At 68.5% G+C, this 16,207-nt stretch carries 14 protein-coding genes; 4 read left to right on the top strand and 10 right to left on the bottom strand.

All coding sequences use genetic code 11. The annotated features are described in order from the left end of the window. The first annotated feature begins 125 nt into the window (after window positions 1–125). On the top strand, window positions 126–986 hold the full coding sequence (locus LPU43_RS26485; protein WP_229403262.1) for a helix-turn-helix transcriptional regulator: 861 nt from the start codon (window positions 126–128) through the stop codon (window positions 984–986). Here LPU43_RS26485 and LPU43_RS26480 read toward each other — a convergent pair. Then, window positions 973–1,608: a DJ-1/PfpI family protein gene (locus LPU43_RS26480; protein ID WP_229403261.1), complete on the bottom strand. Its 636-nt coding sequence runs from the start codon at window positions 1,606–1,608 to the stop codon at window positions 973–975. The two genes, LPU43_RS26485 and LPU43_RS26480, sit on opposite strands and share 14 nt — an antisense overlap. A gap of 187 nt (window positions 1,609–1,795) precedes the next feature. Here LPU43_RS26480 and LPU43_RS26475 point away from each other — a divergent pair, with 187 nt between their 5' ends. Next, on the top strand, window positions 1,796–2,707 hold the full coding sequence (locus LPU43_RS26475; protein ID WP_229403260.1) for a hypothetical protein: 912 nt from the start codon (window positions 1,796–1,798) through the stop codon (window positions 2,705–2,707). A gap of 123 nt (window positions 2,708–2,830) precedes the next feature. Here LPU43_RS26475 and LPU43_RS26470 read toward each other — a convergent pair whose 3' ends face one another. From LPU43_RS26470 to LPU43_RS26440, 7 genes are read right to left on the bottom strand one after another with little or no spacing between them, the layout of a single operon-like run. Next, window positions 2,831–3,541 carry a class I SAM-dependent methyltransferase gene (locus tag LPU43_RS26470; RefSeq protein ID WP_229403259.1) on the bottom strand — a complete coding sequence of 237 codons (711 nt, stop codon included), beginning with the start codon at window positions 3,539–3,541 and terminating at the stop codon, window positions 2,831–2,833. A 21-nt stretch (window positions 3,542–3,562) separates the two neighbouring features. Continuing rightward, window positions 3,563–4,180 carry a hypothetical protein gene (locus tag LPU43_RS26465; RefSeq protein ID WP_229403258.1) on the bottom strand — a complete coding sequence of 206 codons (618 nt, stop codon included), beginning with the start codon at window positions 4,178–4,180 and terminating at the stop codon, window positions 3,563–3,565. Next, the gene (locus LPU43_RS26460) at window positions 4,167–5,117 is read right to left on the bottom strand and encodes a 2-hydroxyacid dehydrogenase (RefSeq protein WP_229403257.1); all 951 of its coding nucleotides are present in this window, start codon (window positions 5,115–5,117) and stop codon (window positions 4,167–4,169) included. Before LPU43_RS26460 ends, LPU43_RS26465 begins: the two co-directional genes overlap by 14 nt. Next, on the bottom strand, window positions 5,114–6,262 hold the full coding sequence (locus LPU43_RS26455; RefSeq protein ID WP_229403256.1) for an aminotransferase class I/II-fold pyridoxal phosphate-dependent enzyme: 1,149 nt from the start codon (window positions 6,260–6,262) through the stop codon (window positions 5,114–5,116). The genes LPU43_RS26460 and LPU43_RS26455 overlap by 4 nt, the downstream gene beginning before the upstream one ends. A 33-nt stretch (window positions 6,263–6,295) precedes the next feature. Further along, window positions 6,296–7,627 carry a phenylacetate--CoA ligase family protein gene (locus tag LPU43_RS26450; protein WP_229403255.1) on the bottom strand — a complete coding sequence of 444 codons (1,332 nt, stop codon included), beginning with the start codon at window positions 7,625–7,627 and terminating at the stop codon, window positions 6,296–6,298. Window positions 7,628–7,639: 12 nt separating this feature from the next. Then, window positions 7,640–9,277, bottom strand: a complete 1,638-nt coding sequence (locus tag LPU43_RS26445) for a hypothetical protein (protein ID WP_229403254.1) — start codon at window positions 9,275–9,277, stop codon at window positions 7,640–7,642. Continuing rightward, window positions 9,277–10,260, bottom strand: coding sequence for a class I SAM-dependent methyltransferase (locus tag LPU43_RS26440; protein WP_229403253.1), 984 nt, complete (start codon window positions 10,258–10,260; stop codon window positions 9,277–9,279). Before LPU43_RS26440 ends, LPU43_RS26445 begins: the two co-directional genes overlap by 1 nt. Before the next feature lie 378 nt (window positions 10,261–10,638). Here LPU43_RS26440 and trpS point away from each other — a divergent pair, with 378 nt between their 5' ends. Together trpS and LPU43_RS26430 are read left to right on the top strand one after the other, a co-directional pair. Then, window positions 10,639–11,604: a tryptophan--tRNA ligase gene (gene trpS, locus LPU43_RS26435; RefSeq protein ID WP_229403252.1), complete on the top strand. Its 966-nt coding sequence runs from the start codon at window positions 10,639–10,641 to the stop codon at window positions 11,602–11,604. A 527-nt stretch (window positions 11,605–12,131) separates the two neighbouring features. Continuing rightward, a complete protein-coding gene (locus LPU43_RS26430; RefSeq protein ID WP_229403251.1) occupies window positions 12,132–13,433 on the top strand; it encodes an MFS transporter in 1,302 nt (433 codons plus the stop codon). 49 nt (window positions 13,434–13,482) lie between these two features. On the opposite strand, the gene LPU43_RS26425 is transcribed toward LPU43_RS26430, so the two are convergent. Together LPU43_RS26425 and LPU43_RS26420 are read right to left on the bottom strand one after the other, a co-directional pair. Beyond that, the gene (locus LPU43_RS26425; RefSeq protein WP_229403250.1) at window positions 13,483–14,274 is read right to left on the bottom strand and encodes a formate/nitrite transporter family protein; all 792 of its coding nucleotides are present in this window, start codon (window positions 14,272–14,274) and stop codon (window positions 13,483–13,485) included. Beyond that, the gene (locus LPU43_RS26420; protein ID WP_229403249.1) at window positions 14,271–15,989 is read right to left on the bottom strand and encodes a right-handed parallel beta-helix repeat-containing protein; all 1,719 of its coding nucleotides are present in this window, start codon (window positions 15,987–15,989) and stop codon (window positions 14,271–14,273) included. Before LPU43_RS26420 ends, LPU43_RS26425 begins: the two co-directional genes overlap by 4 nt. Window positions 15,990–16,207 lie beyond the last annotated feature (218 nt).

Genomic DNA, 16,207 nt, shown 5'->3' with positions numbered 1-16,207 from the left:
TAGATGGTTGGTCTCACTCACGCGTCCGATCCTGGAGGCGGTTGCGCGGAGCCAGCCAGCCCTCTGGCATGGGTACACCTGCCACGTGCAGGCACGAGCCGAGTGAACTGCCTACGGTTGAGGGCATGCAGACCGAGACCTTGGGCGTGTTCCTCAAGACCCGCCGCGACCGGATCACTCCGGGCGATGCGGGCCTGCGTAGCTATGGAACGGTCCGCCGCGTTCCCGGCCTGCGCCGCGAGGAACTCGCCCAACTCGCCGGTGTCAGTGTCGGCTATTACACCCGGCTGGAACAGGACCAGTCCGGTACGGCCTCACCTCAAGTCCTCGATTCCCTCGCACGGGTGCTCGCCCTCGATGACGCCGAGACGACGCATCTGCACAATCTCGCCCACCGGACCGGCATGTCCCGACTAGCACGACCCGAGCCAGAGACACCGCATCCGCGGGTGCTCACCCTGCTGCACTCGCTCGGCGAGAGCGTTCCCGCAATCGTCCTGGGGCGCCGCGGTGACGTGCTCGCGTGGAACCGCAGCGGGCAACTCCTGCTCGCCGAACACTTGGACTACGACGCCCCGACGACACCGGAGACGCGGCCGTCGATTCCGAGGATGTTCTTCCTCGATCCTCTGCACCGCGATCTCTACCGCAACTGGGATGAGCTGGCCCGTATCCACATTGGTTACCTGCGCCTGACCACGGGGCGCCATCCCACCGACGCGCGACTCGCCGAACTCATCGGCGAACTCGTCATGCACAGCCCTGTATTCGCGGCACTCTGGGCTACCGGTGATGTCGCAGACTGCACGACCGGGCCAATGGACCTGCAACACCCCAGGATCGGGCGGGTCGATGTCGACTATCAGGTATGGCTCCAGCCCGACAGCCCCGATCACCGCCTTGAGGTCTACACCCCGCGCGATCATTCCTCCGAGGAGGCGCTTCGCCGGGTCTGCCGCGCCAACATCGGCCTCAGTTCAGGATGAACTCCTTACGGGCTTGCACCGTGGCGAGAACCTCGCGCGGCGCCCGGCCCGGCGACCCGGCCTGGTACGGGGGCTGCGGGTCGTACTCGTGGGCGAGCTGAATGGATTGGGCCACCGTGTCGTCGGCGATGCGGCCGGCGAGCGTGAACGCCATGTCGAGTCCGGCGGACACCCCGGCGGCGGTGACGTACTTGCCGTCGGTGACCACCCGCTGCGCGACCGGGACGGCGCCGAGCGGGGCGAGCTGGTCGTGGGCCAGCCAGTGCGTGGTGGCGCGGCGGCCGGTGAGCAGCCCGGCGGCGGCGAGCAGGAGCGAGCCGGTGCAGACCGAGGTGGTCCAGGTGCTGGTGGCGTCCACGGCGCGTAGCCAGTCGGAAATCGGCCCGGCGCCCATGTGGGCGCGTTGCCCGGGTCCGCCGGGCACCACCACCACGTCAGGCGTGGTCACCTCGGACAGGGCCGCGTCGGCGGTCAGCGCGAGGCTGCCAACCTCGGTACGCACCGGGCCAGGTCGTTCGCCGACGAACACGACTCGCGCGCCGGGGAGGCGGGAGAGCACGTCGTACGGACCGACCGCGTCCAGCGCGGTGAACCGGTCGAAGAGCAGGACAGCAATCTGCATGGAAACCCCCATATATCGTCAGAACCGGCTTCGGTATTCGCCGGGTGCGACACCCAGCGCGCGGACGAAGGCGCCCATCTCCTTCGCCTTCCCGCGTCGTCCGTGGCGTGCCCTCAGCCCATTCGGGTAAGCGCGGCTGGTCCAGGTCCGGTCGACGGCGGGCCGCGAGCCACGACGGAGCAGAGGCATGACGAACAACGGCAATGGCGAGCAGCAGGGCCAGGAGGGGCATCCGGACCAGCAGGGCCAGCAACGCGGTCAGGGGGAAGACCAGGAAGGTCAGGGCCGGCAGCGCCGAAGCGGTGATGGCGGGCAGGGTGACCGCGTACCGCGCAGTCCCGAGAGCGAACGTCGGGAGCGGCACGTCAGCCAGGGGCAATGGCCTTCCCCGGAGTCGGATCAGCGGGACAGGAGCGAACCGGACGTTCTGCTCGACGTGCCGAACCTGCGGGTGGGGGACCTCCGGCTCGCGGTGGACGGGCTGGAGGCCGACCTCTCCCTGCGGGCCCGGCTGGCCACCCTCCTGCAACTGGACGCGGGCGTCCGGGTCCGGCTCAACGCGGTCGAGCTGGACATCGAGGACGTGCGGGCTGAACTCCTGCTCAAGGTCCGGCTGGAACGACTGATGGAGATCCTCGGCCGGGCGTTCACCACCATCGACCGGAATCCCGAGCTCCTGCAGTCGCTCGGCGAGCTCGCCGGCCAGGCGGTGGGCGGAGTCGGCGACTCCGCTCAGCAGGTGACCGGGCAGACGCGCGAAGCCGGGAAGGACCAGTTGGTTCGCGACATCGCCTCCGCCACGGCAAGAGCGGAATGGAGCGGTGCGGGCGCGCCCTCAAAGGCCGGCGAGACCGCCGGCCAGGCAACCGGTGGTGACGGTCGGCAGGACCAGCCGCAGCAGCAGGGCCAACCTCGGAACCAGCGAGGCCAGGGCCAGCAGGGCGCAGAGCGGGGTCAGCCGGAGCAGAGCCAGCCGGACGGGGCTGAGCCGACCCCCCATCCTTCCGAGGCGTTGCGGCAGGCCGGGCGGGATCTCTGGGACGCCGTCATGGCCGCGATGACGCAGCAGAGCGAGAGCTTCAAGCGACGAAATCAGTAGGGAACGAGTGGGTGGGTGCCGCGGCGCGACGGCATGGAGCGTCGCGGGTCGCTGAGGTCACCCCAACCGAGCCGTTCGACGACCCGCGAGTGGCTGTTCCACTGGCAGACACCACGCGGTGGATCAGGCCTGTGCACGTATGAGTAGGAACTGGGAGCGTGGGGTCGGGTCGGTGGTGGGCGGCGGAAGGTGCTCGACTGCCAGATCGTGGAAGCCTGCGCTGGCGACCGCGTCGACGTAGTCGTCGACGCGCCAGTAGTAGTCGCGCAGGGTCAGTGTCCCCTGGTCCGTCCTCAGCACGGTGGTCATGGGGTCTCCCGGCGCGTAGGCACGGCCAGGCTCACCGTTGCGGAGTGTGGCGAACTGAACGCCGACGCTGTCCGGGTTGGTGTTGAGCATGGCGAAGGGCGCGCCGGGGCGTAGCACGCGCCGGATCTCCGTGCAGGCTGTTGCCATCGAGAGCCGGTCCGGCATCTGCATGAAGACGTAGCACGACAGGCAGCCCCCTGCACTGGAGTCGGGAAGGAAGGACAGGCTGCCGGGCTCGATGCGGCGGTAGGTGACGCGTCGGTGCGCGTACTCGCGGGCGGCCAGGCGGATCATGGAGCCTGAGGTGTCCACGCCGACGACCGTGCGACCGAACGTCTCCGCCACGTGTCTGGCGACGAAACCGGGGCCGCACCCGTAGTCGATGACGGTGTCGTGGGCGTTGGCGTTGGCGGACAGGCCCAGGGCCGCGAAGACCGCAGGGTACCCCATGATCCGCCAGTCGGCTGCTTCGACGTTGTGCGAGTAGTCCTGGGCCGACTCGCCGGTCTCCCATTCGGTGTGCATGGCCCTGACCTCCTGTCGGTCCTACACGGTGGCGGGTGTCTGGAGGGCAGCCCAGAGCGTTCCGGGCTCCAGGAACCCGCCGCGATCCAGAATGGGATCGAGTACGCAGGCGGTGACGCCTACTGCGTGGCAGGCGTCGAGCTCGTCGATGACGTCGTCATCGAGCCCGGATCGGTCCAGGGCGGGAAGAGGAACGCCCGGGAACGGCGGTGGAGCCGCATCAGCGGATGCGAAACCTCCGCCGGGTGCACAGCCCGCTGCTACGACGACGAGCCGTGCCGATCCTGCGGTGTCCAGCATCTCCCTGCCGAGGGCGAAGGCCCGGATCCGCGATTGCATGGTGTCCCGCGCGATGAAGCGGGCGCTGACCCTCGGGCGCGGGTGACGTGCCGCGAGGTCGAGCACCTCCAGGGTGTACAGCGCGGAGAGCGACACGGGACTGGAAACCCCGTGGTGTGCCTCGGCCCACGGCTCGTGCCAGCAGCACAGCAGGCAGATTCTGGGGCGTCGTCCCGGGTCGAGATGGATTTCCAGGCTCTGGTCCGTCTCGGTGACCGGAGTCCCGGGGAGCAGATGACGGAGACGTTCGCTGAGCCATTCGCGGGCGCCGGCGCTGGTGTCCGCTTCAGGTGACGACATTTCGGCGGCCTCCCGTGAGATGGCTCCGGACGTTGCCGAGCACCTCGTGCAGGTTCTCCTGGCGCGCGCGCTCGGTGTACCAGGCGGTGCCCGGGGTCAGCAGGGTGTTGGCCACCGCGGCGAGGGCGGGGACGAGTTCGATCGGGGCGTCGTCCAGGGCGACGCCACCGAGTGTCCCGGTGCGGTGCCTGCGCAGGAGTGCCTCCGTGTCGATGACGGCATGACGCGAGACGCTGACGACGACAGCACCGGGGCGAAGCTCATCGATGAAGTCGGCGGACAGAAGGTGGCGGTTCGTGGGTGTTGCGGGGACCTGGACCGACAGGATGTCGCTGTGCCGAACGAGCTCCGCCAGGGGAACGATGTCGACGCCGGGTACGCGGGTTCCGCTGCGGTTGGTGCCGATGACGCGCACCCCGTGCTGTGCTGCGATCGCGGCGACGGCTCGGCCGATCCGACCGGTGCCGAGTAGCCCGAGCACGAGCCCCCGGGGCTCACGTCCGAGGTAGGGGACGTACGAATGCTGGATGCCGCTGGATCCTGCGGCGTGGGCGGGGAGGAGCCGCCGCCGCAGTGCCCCTGAGCACGCCATGATGTGATCGGCCACGGCGGCCACGGAGTAGCCGGGGCAGTGGGAGACGGTGATGCCGAACTCGCGCGCCGCCGACAGGTCCACCTGGTCGGTGGCCGACAGTACGGTGGCGATGTGGCGGAGGTGCCTGGCCTCTTGCAGGATGGCGCGGGTGAGGGCCGTCCATTCCACGATGACGATGTCGGCCTCGGCGAGCCGGTGTGTCGTCTCTGCCGGCGTCGGCCGGTCGTAGTGCACCTTCACCGGTCCGAGTGCGGCGAGACGCGCCAGGAATCCGGCCGTGATGTACGTGGGCTCGTCAAGGTAGACGATCCGTCGCCCGGCGTGGTTGGTAGCTGTGGTCATGCCCGGAAGTCCGCGTTGGCCTGGATGACCGCGCGCAGGTGGTGGCATGCCTCCGCGAACCAGTCCGGCGGCCGGGCGAGGGCGAAGCGGACGTACTGCGAGCCGGCTCGGTGGTCGGCCCAGTAGAAGTGGTCGCCGGGGAGAATCCCCAGGCGGTCCTTGCCCAGCGCCTCGACGACGTCTTCGCTGCGTAGGTCGGCGTGGTCGATGCGTACCCACTCGACGCTCACTGTGCTGTCCGGAAAGGCGGAAACGAAGATGCTGTCGCTGAGTGCGGCCCGGAGGGCGGCTCGGTTCGCGCGGATGATGCTCCAGATGGTGGCATCGAGGCCGTTACGGTGGGTGTCCTGAATGTAGCGGGTCAGCAGTTGGAGGATGAACGGGCTGACGTTGAGGAGGATGTCGTTGTGCAGTTCCAGGATGTCTGGATGCAGATCCTCACTGACCGCGAGGATGCTGCACTTGAGGTCCTGCGTGGGCCATGTCTTTCCGGTGTCCTCCATGACGGCGTAGCTGACCCCGGATTTCTCCAGGATGTCGTAGTGGTCGCAGGGTGGGGTCGTCACGAAGAAGCGGAAGGTGCGGTCGATGATGAGGATCTTGTTGGCGTCGCGGCAGTAGTCGACCACGCGGCGGAACGCGGGGAGGCTGAGGTCGAAGCCGGTCGGATTGTTGGGCAGTGTGAGGAAGAGCGCGTCGGTGTCCAGTGCCCGCAGGGCGGAGTCCAGGCGATCTTCGGCGAAATCGTCCTCCTCGACGGGGGTGAGGTGGACGTTCCTGCGTTGCAGGATGGTGGCAAGGTTGTCGAAGCACGGCTGCAGGAGGCTGACGGTGAGATTCCTGGTCGAGAGGTAGGTGGCGACCAGGTCGATGGCCAGCGATGCGGAGTAGCACAGGAAAGTGCGAGGGTGGAGCACGGCTGACTGTTGCCCGGCCAAGGTGAAGAATGCCTGCTGGAACTCGTCCTCGGAGTGGGCCTGCAGCGTCTTCTCTGCGGAGTAGAAGATCTCGGGCAGGCCCGCGACGATTTCCTGTTGCGTCGCGTTCTGGCCCTGGTGCGCGTGCCCGTCGGCGAGATTGAACTCCTTGTTGATTCCGATGGACTCGTACCGCGTGAGGTTGGTGTAACGGGTTCCGGTAGCCATTTCCCCTCCGAGGCTCGGTTTGGTGCTGCGGAGTCAGGACACGAGGCTGATGATCTGGTTGCGCTTGCCCCGGTTGGTGATCCGGAGGGAGTCGACCAGGTCGACCTCCACGGCCACCTCGTTGAAGAGGAACTCGCTGATCTCGCGCCGAATCTGCTCGCGGATCGCGTCCGTCATCCCGGGGCCGGGAATGCACTCGAACGCGACCAGGTCCCTTGTCTTCTGGACGAGGCTCCAGGAGTTCAGCGCATCCCCGTACTCCATGAGACGGGTGTATCCGACGTCGAGCAGGTACCCGGAGGAGAGGAACCGCCCGCTGGGCAGGGTGAAGGAGGAGTTCTTGCGGCCCTCGAACGACTTGAGCATCCGCATGGACCGACCGCAGGAGCAGGCATCGTCCTCCGGGTGCAGGGCGGCGATGTCGCCTTGCCGGTACCGGATGATGGGCATCGCCCAGTTGTAGAGACAGGTGGCGACGAGGTCGCCGGTCTGGCCGTCGGGTAGTGGGACACCCCGCTCGTCGACCACCTCGACAACGGCGATGTCCTCCCAGATGTGGTAGCCCTTCTCGGGACACTGGGCGGCGACGGTCCCGGCCATCTCCTCGGAACCGTATTCGTCCAGGACCGGGACGCCGAAGAAGTCCGCCCATTCGTCCCGCTGCGCCTGGGTCGACATCTCCGACTTCACGTTGATGACGATGAGGTTGGTGCGGAGCTGTTCGACATCCTGAGGGCTCAGGGTCCGGCGGATGTCCTCAAGGCGGGAGGGGTACAGCGTGAGCATGTGCGGCTTGCTGGCGAGCAGCTTCTCGCGGGCCGCGGGGAGGGGGTCCAGGGTCCAGATGTGCTTGAGTTGGTAGCTGCCGTCCGGCAGGCTCTCAAGCGGATACTTCCCGGTGTAGACGTAGGTCTGTACGTGGTGGGGTTCGTACCCGCCCATCATCATGTCGTAGATCCGGTAGGCGGTCATGACCCGCTTGCGCATGGTCTGGGCGGAGTACGCGACGCGGAGCGTCTTGCCGCTGGAACCTCCGGTGATCGCGGTGGTCAGCTCGTCGAGCGTGTACCCGGCCGCGAGCGTGTCCTCAGGGAAACCATCGATGAGTTCGTCCTTCTCGAGGACGGGCAGCCGCGCGGCGTCGGCAACGGTGCGGATCGTCGTGACGTCCACGCCGGCCTCGTCGTACTTGCGGCGGTAGAGCGGCACGTTGTGGTAGGCGTGCCGCACCATCCGGGCGAAGGCGGAATCCTGCAACTGCTTGAGCTCCTGCCGGTCCAGGAACTGGTTGCGCCGCAATTCGCGCCGCATTGCCGGCGCCTCGTTCATGAGGATCTTGAGCTGTTCCAGGTCGAAGTCCTTCATGTCGCCTCCCGGTCAGCAGTGGTTGAGCCTTCTGGCGCGGCCGGTCAAGAGGTAGTGAAATGCGAGAATCTCCCCGATCTCCACCTCCGGGTCGCCGACGCCGAAGGCGTGGCGCAGCGGATCGGAGCTGCGGTCGATGGCTTGTAGGGCCCGCTGCCAGCGCCCGATGTTCGCCGGTCGGTAGTCGGCGTAGCCGGTGGCTCCGCCGGACGGGGAGCGTACGACCGGGTCGGCAGAGGTGACCCGGGCTTCGTGTTCCGAGATCGGGTGTAGTTCCCGGCCGTCGGGCAGCAGGATTCCCAGCCCGATGGAGAGCGCCTGCTGGCGTAGATAGGAGTCGCTGGCCACCAGGCTCGCGCACCGGCTGGCAAGGTCGTCGGTGTCGCCGTGCCGTGCGGCGGCCAGGGAGCCTGCGGCGTGGACGAGCACGTGGAGTTCGAACAGGTCCGTGGCGACCCCGGGGCCGAGGTTCCCGCTGACCACGCTGGGGCAGCCGGTCTCCTGCTCCAGGGCCCGCATCCGCCGGAGAAGCGAGCTACGTATGTGCGCCGCCTGGTACGAGGAGTGCATGGCTGCCCCGTCCAGGGCGGTGAGCAGGTCGTACCGGGTGGAGCCCAGCGCCGCCTCCGCGACGACGTGTCCCACCTCCTCGCGGGTGACGCTCTCGAACTGGCCCAGCGCGGTGCTCAGTGCCATCTCGGCCCGGCTGTAGGTGGAGTTGTCGCCGGCCGGAACGACAACCATCTGGGCGGGGGCCGCCGGGACGCGGTGGTCTGGAAGCGGGGACGAGGGCATATCGACCAGGGCGCAGTCGCGGACCGTCACCCGGTGACCCCTGCTGGTGTACGCGCCATAGCGCACGTCCTCCCACCCCACCAGGGCGAGCGGGACCACGAGGCGGACGTCTCGGCCTCGGGTGTGGTGCAGGTTCCACAGGAGTTGGTGCAGGACACCCGCTGCTCCGATCTTGCCCAGCAGCGCCTCGGCGGCGAACCCGTTCGACGTGGCACCGTGTGTGTACGGACAGGCGAAGCCCATGCCACCGAGGCCGCTGGTGGAAACCTTCACGTAGCGCTTCACGCCGAAGTCCGTCAGTGCGGCATCCAGGTTGGCCACGTACCGGGACAGCGCCGGCACCGGGTTGCCCAGGACGGCGTCGAGCATGGCTCGCCTGGTCGTGGCGCCGGTGCGGGCTTCCCCGGCCGCGGCTGCCCGGAGCAGTTCGTCCCGTGACGCGGGGGGCAACACGTTGCGGGGACCGCTGGTTGCCGAGGTGACCGCGTCGATGATCACGTCGGGGCGGTGCCGCTGGACGACCTGGTAGATATGGGAGGAATCGGGTCGCGCCTCCTGCGCGGACGGCTGACAGTAGTAGCGCGCGAGCTGCCAGCGGTGTTCGTCGGTCAGATTGTCCACGCCGACCTGGGCCAGGGCGGCGGGGCTGAAGATGTCGCCCCAGCTACCGTCGAGCTCCGTGCGCTCTCCGGCCAGTGACCGCAGGTGGTCGAGCCGGCGGCGTAGCGTCTGCGGCCGGGAGGTGTGGACGGCCAGGTGGGTCGGGGCCAGCCGGCGGAGAAGTGCCTCGCCCACGGCGGTCCCGATCTCTCCCGCTCCGATGACGAGGACGCGTGCGATCGTCGGCTCGCCCATCACGTACGGTCCCTGATCGGCTGCATGACCCAGGCGTAGCTGTGGGGGATGGTCAGCTCGACCTCGCGCACGCAGCGGTACCCCGCATCGCGCACCAGTCCTCGTACGGCCTCGCGACTGCGGGGTTCCATGCCCTGCAGCGCGTGCACATAGTCGAAGCCCGGCCCGAACAGTTCGGGACCCTCGGTCGATGGTGGCGGCATGACGGTGTCGAAGATGACCAGGTAACGCGCGTTCGGGAAGGTCACGCGGTAGGAGCGCAACACCGCAGCGCAGTAGTCGTCGGGTGCGATGTGGTGAGTCATGAAGGCCTGGGTGACGATGTCAACGGCCGGGTGCGGGTGGCGTAGGGCGGTTGCGTCGCCCTGCATGACGTGCAGGTCGATGTCGAGGGCGCGGGCATCGCGAACCGTGTTCTGGGCGGTTCGTACCGCCGCCGGGGAGATGTCGAAACCCACGCCCGGTTGTCGCGTGCGCTTGCACATGGACAGCAGTCGGGTGGCGGAGCCGCAGCCGATGTCGCAGATGGCGCCCTGGGGTTCGAGGTCTTCCACAATCTGAAGAATTGTCTCGTCGAGGTGCTGGGCGCCGATTCGGCTGGACGACTCCGCGACCACGTCACCCCGCGCCAGCGTCACCGAATCCGGGGTGCCCGCCACGTGCTGCGCCAGAACCGAAGCGTAGCCACCGAACCATAGCTTGAAAATGGGAACGTGGGGTTGCAGTTCGCTGCCCAATTCGCTGAGTACGAACGAGCTGCCGCGGCGCTGGACAAGACCGGCCCGGTGCAGCGCGTGCAGGACTCCTCTGGTGCGTACCCGGCTGTGTAACCATGGCTGCTCGTTCAGGCTGGATTCACGAAGAGGCCCCTTGGACAGGGCGGAGAAAAGCCCGAGGTCGTCGGCCACAACGATCGCGTGGGCGGCCACTGCGCCTGTGAATAGAGGTGCAAGTTGCGGATGCGTGAACTCGTCGCTGGCCATGGTGATCTCCTGATCTCTCCGACGTTTGGTAGCGCCGACGCAGAAGGTGCCACGAGCAATCCGTGCCGAGGCTAACCATGCGGAACATCGGGAGCAAGATCGAATAAGAATTTTTCGTACTAAGGGACTCGCCGCCCTGAGATCACGCCTATCAGTCCGCTGGGCTTTAGGTTTGAGTCGAGCGGGGATGAGCGGGCAGCGGGGTGCGTACGGCGGCCGACGATGGTATCGTCGCGCCCGTGAGACGCTGGCAAGGACAATGGTGGGCCGCCTAGGGGCGGCTCACCCACGCGTTTCACGCATTAATCAGCCGCTCCGCGCGTGGGTGGCTGCATGGTCCACCCTGGGCGGAACCACTGCCAGTGGAGGACCGGTCTAGTGATCAAGCTTTCCGGCATCACGCCTTCGGGCGAAGTCCATTTGGGGAACTACCTCGGTGCCATCCGTCGTTGGGCACTGCACTCGGGGCCGGATGATCTGTACTTCGTCAGCAACATGCACGCCATGACCGTCAAGCACAGCCCCGAGCGGCTGCGGCATTTGACGGATCACCAACTGGCCGTGCTGCTGGCGGCAGGCGTGCCGCAGGAGCAGCTCTTCGTGCAGGCTGACCTCATACGCGAACACATGACGCTCACCTGGCTACTGGAGTGCACCTGCACCTTCGGCGAGGCACGGCGCATGATCCAGTTCAAGGAGAAGTCCCAGGGAAGCGCCTCCGTCCGGCTCGGCCTGCTCACGTACCCCGTTCTCATGGCGGCGGACATCCTCCTGCACGGCACGGCGCAGGTCCCGGTCGGCGAGGACCAACGTCAGCATGTCGAGCTGGCGCGGACGCTCGCCCGTCGGTTCAACACCGACTACGGCGAAGTGTTCGTGGTGCCCGAGGCTGTGCTTCCCGAAGCCGGCGCCCGAGTGCGGGACCTCACCGACCCCTCCAGGAAGATGTCCAAGTCGAGTTCGGAGGCGAACGGCATCGTCTACGTCCTCGACCCGCCAGACGTGGTCCGCCGCAAGTTCCAACGTGCCGTGACCGACAGCCGCAACGAAGTCCGGTACGCACCGGAAGATCAGCCAGGGGTGGCCAACCTGCTGGACATTCTCGCGGCCTGCCAGGACACGACGCCCGAAAGGGCAGCCGAAAGCGTCGGCAGCTATCGCGAGCTGAAGGAGGCGGTAGCTGAGGCCGTCCTCGCGACAATCACGCCGGTACGGGAACGTGCGATCCACCTGCTTGAGAGCAGGACCGAGCTTTCGCACATCCGCCGACAGGGAGCAGAGCGCGCACGGACGCGATCCGAGCGTCGCCTGAGCGAAGCCATCGCGCTCGCGGGGTTGGCGTAACGGCGGCCTGTGGGGTGCTCGTGGGCGTGCGGGCCCGCGCTCGCCGGAACGGCCTCGGCTGCCGCGCGAACCCAGCGGCACCACGGTGTGCCGCCGTGGCGGGTGACGAAGAGGCGGCTCGTGGAGGGCGAGGGCGGCTCGGATGATCCCGGCGGGAATGATCGGCTTCCTGCGCGGCCGTGGACGGGACCGAGGGTGCCCCGGCCGCCACCGACGACGAGCGGGAAACCGGCGTCGCGTACCACGTCAGGTCGATGAACAGGTCGAGTGCCGCTTGCAGGACCTGCACCGGGTACAATCTTGGGCGCGCCACGAGAGCTTTCACGCTGCCGGAAAGCAACTGCCTCACCGGGCGTGACCGCGGCTCCGCCCGGAGGGCCGGGTTGGGTGGATCGGGCGAGGTGCTCACCGACGTACGAGTGGGCCGGCCTTTCGAACCGGTCTGGGCCGGTCGCCGGTTCCCCGACGTTGTCACACCCCGCGGTTATCTTTGCCGGCGCCGCCGACTGCCCTGATTGAGGAGACCCGTGCCCGAGACAAGCCTCGTCCCCGAGACCAGCCCCGCGCCGGCACCCGCACACTGGAAACGCAACGTCGCGCTCTTCCTCTCCGGTCAGACCGTGTCGCTGTTCGGCTCGATGGTCGTCCAGTACGTGGTCATGTGGTACGTCACGCTGGAGAGCAAGTCCGGCCTGGCGATCGCGCTCTACGCCGTCTGCGCGTTCGCCCCCCAGGGGGTCGTGTCGATCTTCGGCGGGGTGCTGGCCGACCGGATGAACCGCAAGACGCTGACGATCGTCGCCGATGCGGGAATCGCGGCGGCGACCCTGGTCCTGGCCCTGTTGATGTTGAACGGCATCACGGACCTGTGGGTGATTCTGCTGGCGGTCGCGGTCCGCTCGTTCGGGGCCGGGGTGCAGACACCGACGGTGCAGGCGATCATTCCGCAGATCGTGCCGGCCGACCAGATGATGCGGGTCAACGGCATCTTCCAGACCATCAGCTCCGCGATGGCCCTGCTGGCGCCGGCGGCGGCCGCCGCCATCTACGCCGGTTTCGGAGTGGTGCCGGTCTTCTTCCTGGACGTGATCACCGCCGTGATCGGCATCGGGCTGCTCACCCTGGTCGCGGTGCCCACCCTGGAGCGGGCGAGCGCGGCCACGACCACCTATCGGCAGGACCTGGTCGAGGGCATGCGGTACATCTGGACCCACCGCATCGTCCGCTGGCTGCTGCTGGTCTTCGCGATCATCTTCATGCTCACCGTCGCGCCGTCGTTCGTCACGCCGCTGATGGTGGCCCGCACCTTCGGCAGCGAGAAGTGGATGCTGGCCGTGCTGGAGATCGCGTTCAGCGTGGGAATGCTGCTCGGCGGAGCGTTGATCTCCACCTGGCTGGCCAAGCACAGCCGGATCGGGCTCGTCCTGATCTCCACCTTCAGCTTCGCGGTCCTCACCGTGGCGCTCGGCCTCAGCACCAACCTGTGGGTCTTCTACGGCTTCATGTTCCTGTTCGGGCTCGCGGTTCCCCTCTTCTCCACCCCGTTCATGACCCTGATCCAGGAGACGGTGGAGCCGGAGAAGCACGGCCGGGTGTTCAGCTACGTCGGCATCGTGATGGCCCTGGCCACCCCGATCGGCATGGTGGTGTTCGGCCCCCTGGCCGACGTCATCAGCGTGCAGACCCTGCTGATCGTGGCCGGCCTGGCCACCATCGTCGTGACGATCGTGGCGATCATGGTGCCGTCCGGGCAGGCCGCGATAGCCGCTGCCCGCGCCACGTCGACGCCGGTGGCCGAGGGCTCAGCCGAGAAGCCGGTGGCTGTCTAGCACTCAGCCGCACCCGGTCCACCGGCCCGTACCCGACCCGTCGACGCGGTCACCGATGGTGGGACCGCTCGTCGGCGAGGTCGCGGGCCACCCGGGTCAGCCGGAGGGCCGTGACGAGGCCGACGCCGCCGACGATGTTGCCCAGCACGGACCAGCCGAGGGCCCCGAGCCAGTCGAGGTAGCCGAAGGGGGCGTGGCCGGCGGTGAGCGCGGCGAACATCATGATCGAGTCGAGGACGCTGTGGAAGAGCTGGCCGCCGGCGAGCAGCGCGCCGAAGAGCAGCGCCGGCACCAGGCGTACGCCGAGGTTCTCGGTGGCGTGCTGCATCCGGGTCATCAGGGTGATCACCAGGCCGGCGAGCACGGCCAGGGTGAAGGAGCGCAGATTGACGCCGAGCGTGGCGAAGTGGGTGCCGGTCTCGACGGCCGTGCGGCGCAGCTCGGGGAAGGCCCGGGTGATGAGCCACGCCACCAGCCAGCCCCCGAGCAGGTTGCCGGCCAGGGTCACGCTCCACAGGCGCAGCAGCCCGCGTAGGCGGTTCCGGCCGGCGGCCACCGCGGTCACCGGCACCAGGAAGTTCTCGGTGAACAGCTCGCTGCGGGCCAGCAGCAGCGCGACGAAGCCGATGCCGAAGGCGAGCCCGGCGAGCAGCGACTGCCCGGTGGCCTGTTTGACCAGGAGGTAGGCCAGCACGCCGGTGCCGACGTCGACGCCCCCGAGGATCCCGGTGACGACGAGTGGAGCCCACGGGCGCGCCAGCCGGATGGCGCCCTCCTCGACCACGCGGCTGAACGCCTGGGCCACCTCCGGCTCGGAACCGGTCCACCGATGGTCCGTCACACCACAGGCTGCCCGTCACGATCGGCGTCCACGCCCCGGCCCGGATTCCTCACCTGGTCGCCGTGGTTGCCGTCCCAGTAGCCGGCCGCCAGGGGGCCGTCGGGCTGGATGGCGATCTGGTTGCCGTCCAGGTCGTTCTCGACGACGTAACAGTTGACGCAGCTACCCCGATCGGTGATCCGGATCCCGTGGGTCTGGGTACGGGATTTGGTGTCGCGGATCAGGTTGCCCCGGATGGTGACCGCGTCGGCGGTGGCGTTGACGGTGATGCCCGGCCGGTCGGCGGGGGCGGCAGGCAGCTCGTAGGGCGCTTTGGGCGGCGGGGTGTCGGCGTTCCAGCTACTGGCGCTGCCGGGCCGGATCGGGGCGAGGGTGAGGGTGGTGGCGTCGTTGGCGGCCACGACGGCGTACCAGTGGCCGACGCGCAGGACCTTGCCGCGGTGGCCGTCGGCGGGCCAGTCGGCGCGCTGGTCGACCAGGCTGTTCTGGGCGTAACGGACCGACTCGCCGCCCCCGGACGCGGCACCGGCGCACTGGCGGCCGTTGTTGCGGATCCGGTTGTTGATGATGACGGCATCGCGCAGCGGCCGGTCGAGGCGGATCCCGTCGAGGCTGTTGCCCCAGATGTCGTTGCTCTCGATGACGATCTCCTCGGCGACGGCCCGGTCGCCGTCGCCGAGGTCCTGGTGGTGGTAGCCGTAGCGGCCGTTGCCGGTGATCCGGTTGCCGCGCACCGTGTAGGGGCCGCCCGTGTTGCCGATGTTCACCCCGTCGCGCAGGTTGCCGTCGATGACGCAGTCGGTGAGCAGGCCGCCCTTGCCGGGAATGCCGGTGGTGCCCTTCGCCGACACCTGGAAGCCGGCCTCGAGGTTTCCGGTCATCGTGCATCCGGTGACGATGAGCCCGTCGGCGCCCCAGTCGGAGATGCCGAACCGGTTGGCCTCGGCGTGGCAGCCGATGATCCGGATGCCCCGGGGCTGGGGTCGGTCGGGGTGCTGCATCTCGAGGAAGATGCCGTTGGTCGCGTTGCCGACCGCGACACAGTGGGCGATGGTCAGCCGCTCCATCGGCCCCCATCCGCCGATGCCGACGCCGATGCCGGCCCCACCCATCTCCATCCCGTTGTCCAACCGGCCGCATTCGAGCACCCGGACCGCCTGGACCAGGGTGTCCTGGAGGAAGTCGCACCCGAAGCCGGTGGCGGCGGTGTGGTGGATGAACAGGTTCCGGAACAGGCCGCCGGTCACGTACTGCAATCCGAGGCCCTTGGACAGCGGGTTGTACTGCGCCCCGGCCACGCCCGATCCGTCGATCTCGAAGTCGGCGAACGTGCAGTAGGCCAGGTGCCGGTCGGGGCTCGCGCCGTGCAGTTGGGCGGTGTAGAAGGCCAGCGGTACCGCCTGGGACCGGTCGCCCTCGTTGCTGAGGACGAACCGGGTCGCTCCCGGTCCCGCGCCCATCAGCGACACGCCGCTGCGCCAGACCGTGCCGGCGTCGCGGATCGCGTAGACGCCGGGCGGGCAGTAGATCACCCGGGCCCGTCCGTCGGCGGTGAAGGCGTCACCGAGCCGGTCGACCAGCGCGGCCAGCGCCGGCTGGTCGTTGGTCGTGCCATCACCGGTCAGACCGTGCTCGCGGGCGTCGCAGAGCAGGGGCGCGCCGGCCACAGGGTACGGGCGTACGCCGGAGGCGGTCTGTGACGCGTGACCTGACACAGGACAACACCTTCCCGTGCGGCACGGCTACGCGCGGCTTTCGCCCCCACCGTGGGCGGGACGGCCGGATACCCCGACGGTACGGCTGTCAGGGACCCGACGGGGGCGGATCGCCGGGACTGCGGTCTCCGGCTGCCCCGCCCGCTCCCGGCACCGACCAGGCGATCGCCTCGGGCTCCCGTCCGGTGCCGTGCCCCCGACGACGGTGCCCTTGCCGT

Source organism: Micromonospora okii (assembly GCF_020884795.1).
Lineage (GTDB): Bacteria > Actinomycetota > Actinomycetes > Mycobacteriales > Micromonosporaceae > Micromonospora > Micromonospora okii.
Note: the sequence above shows the minus strand (reverse complement) of the source record. Positions and strands in the feature narration are given on the sequence as shown.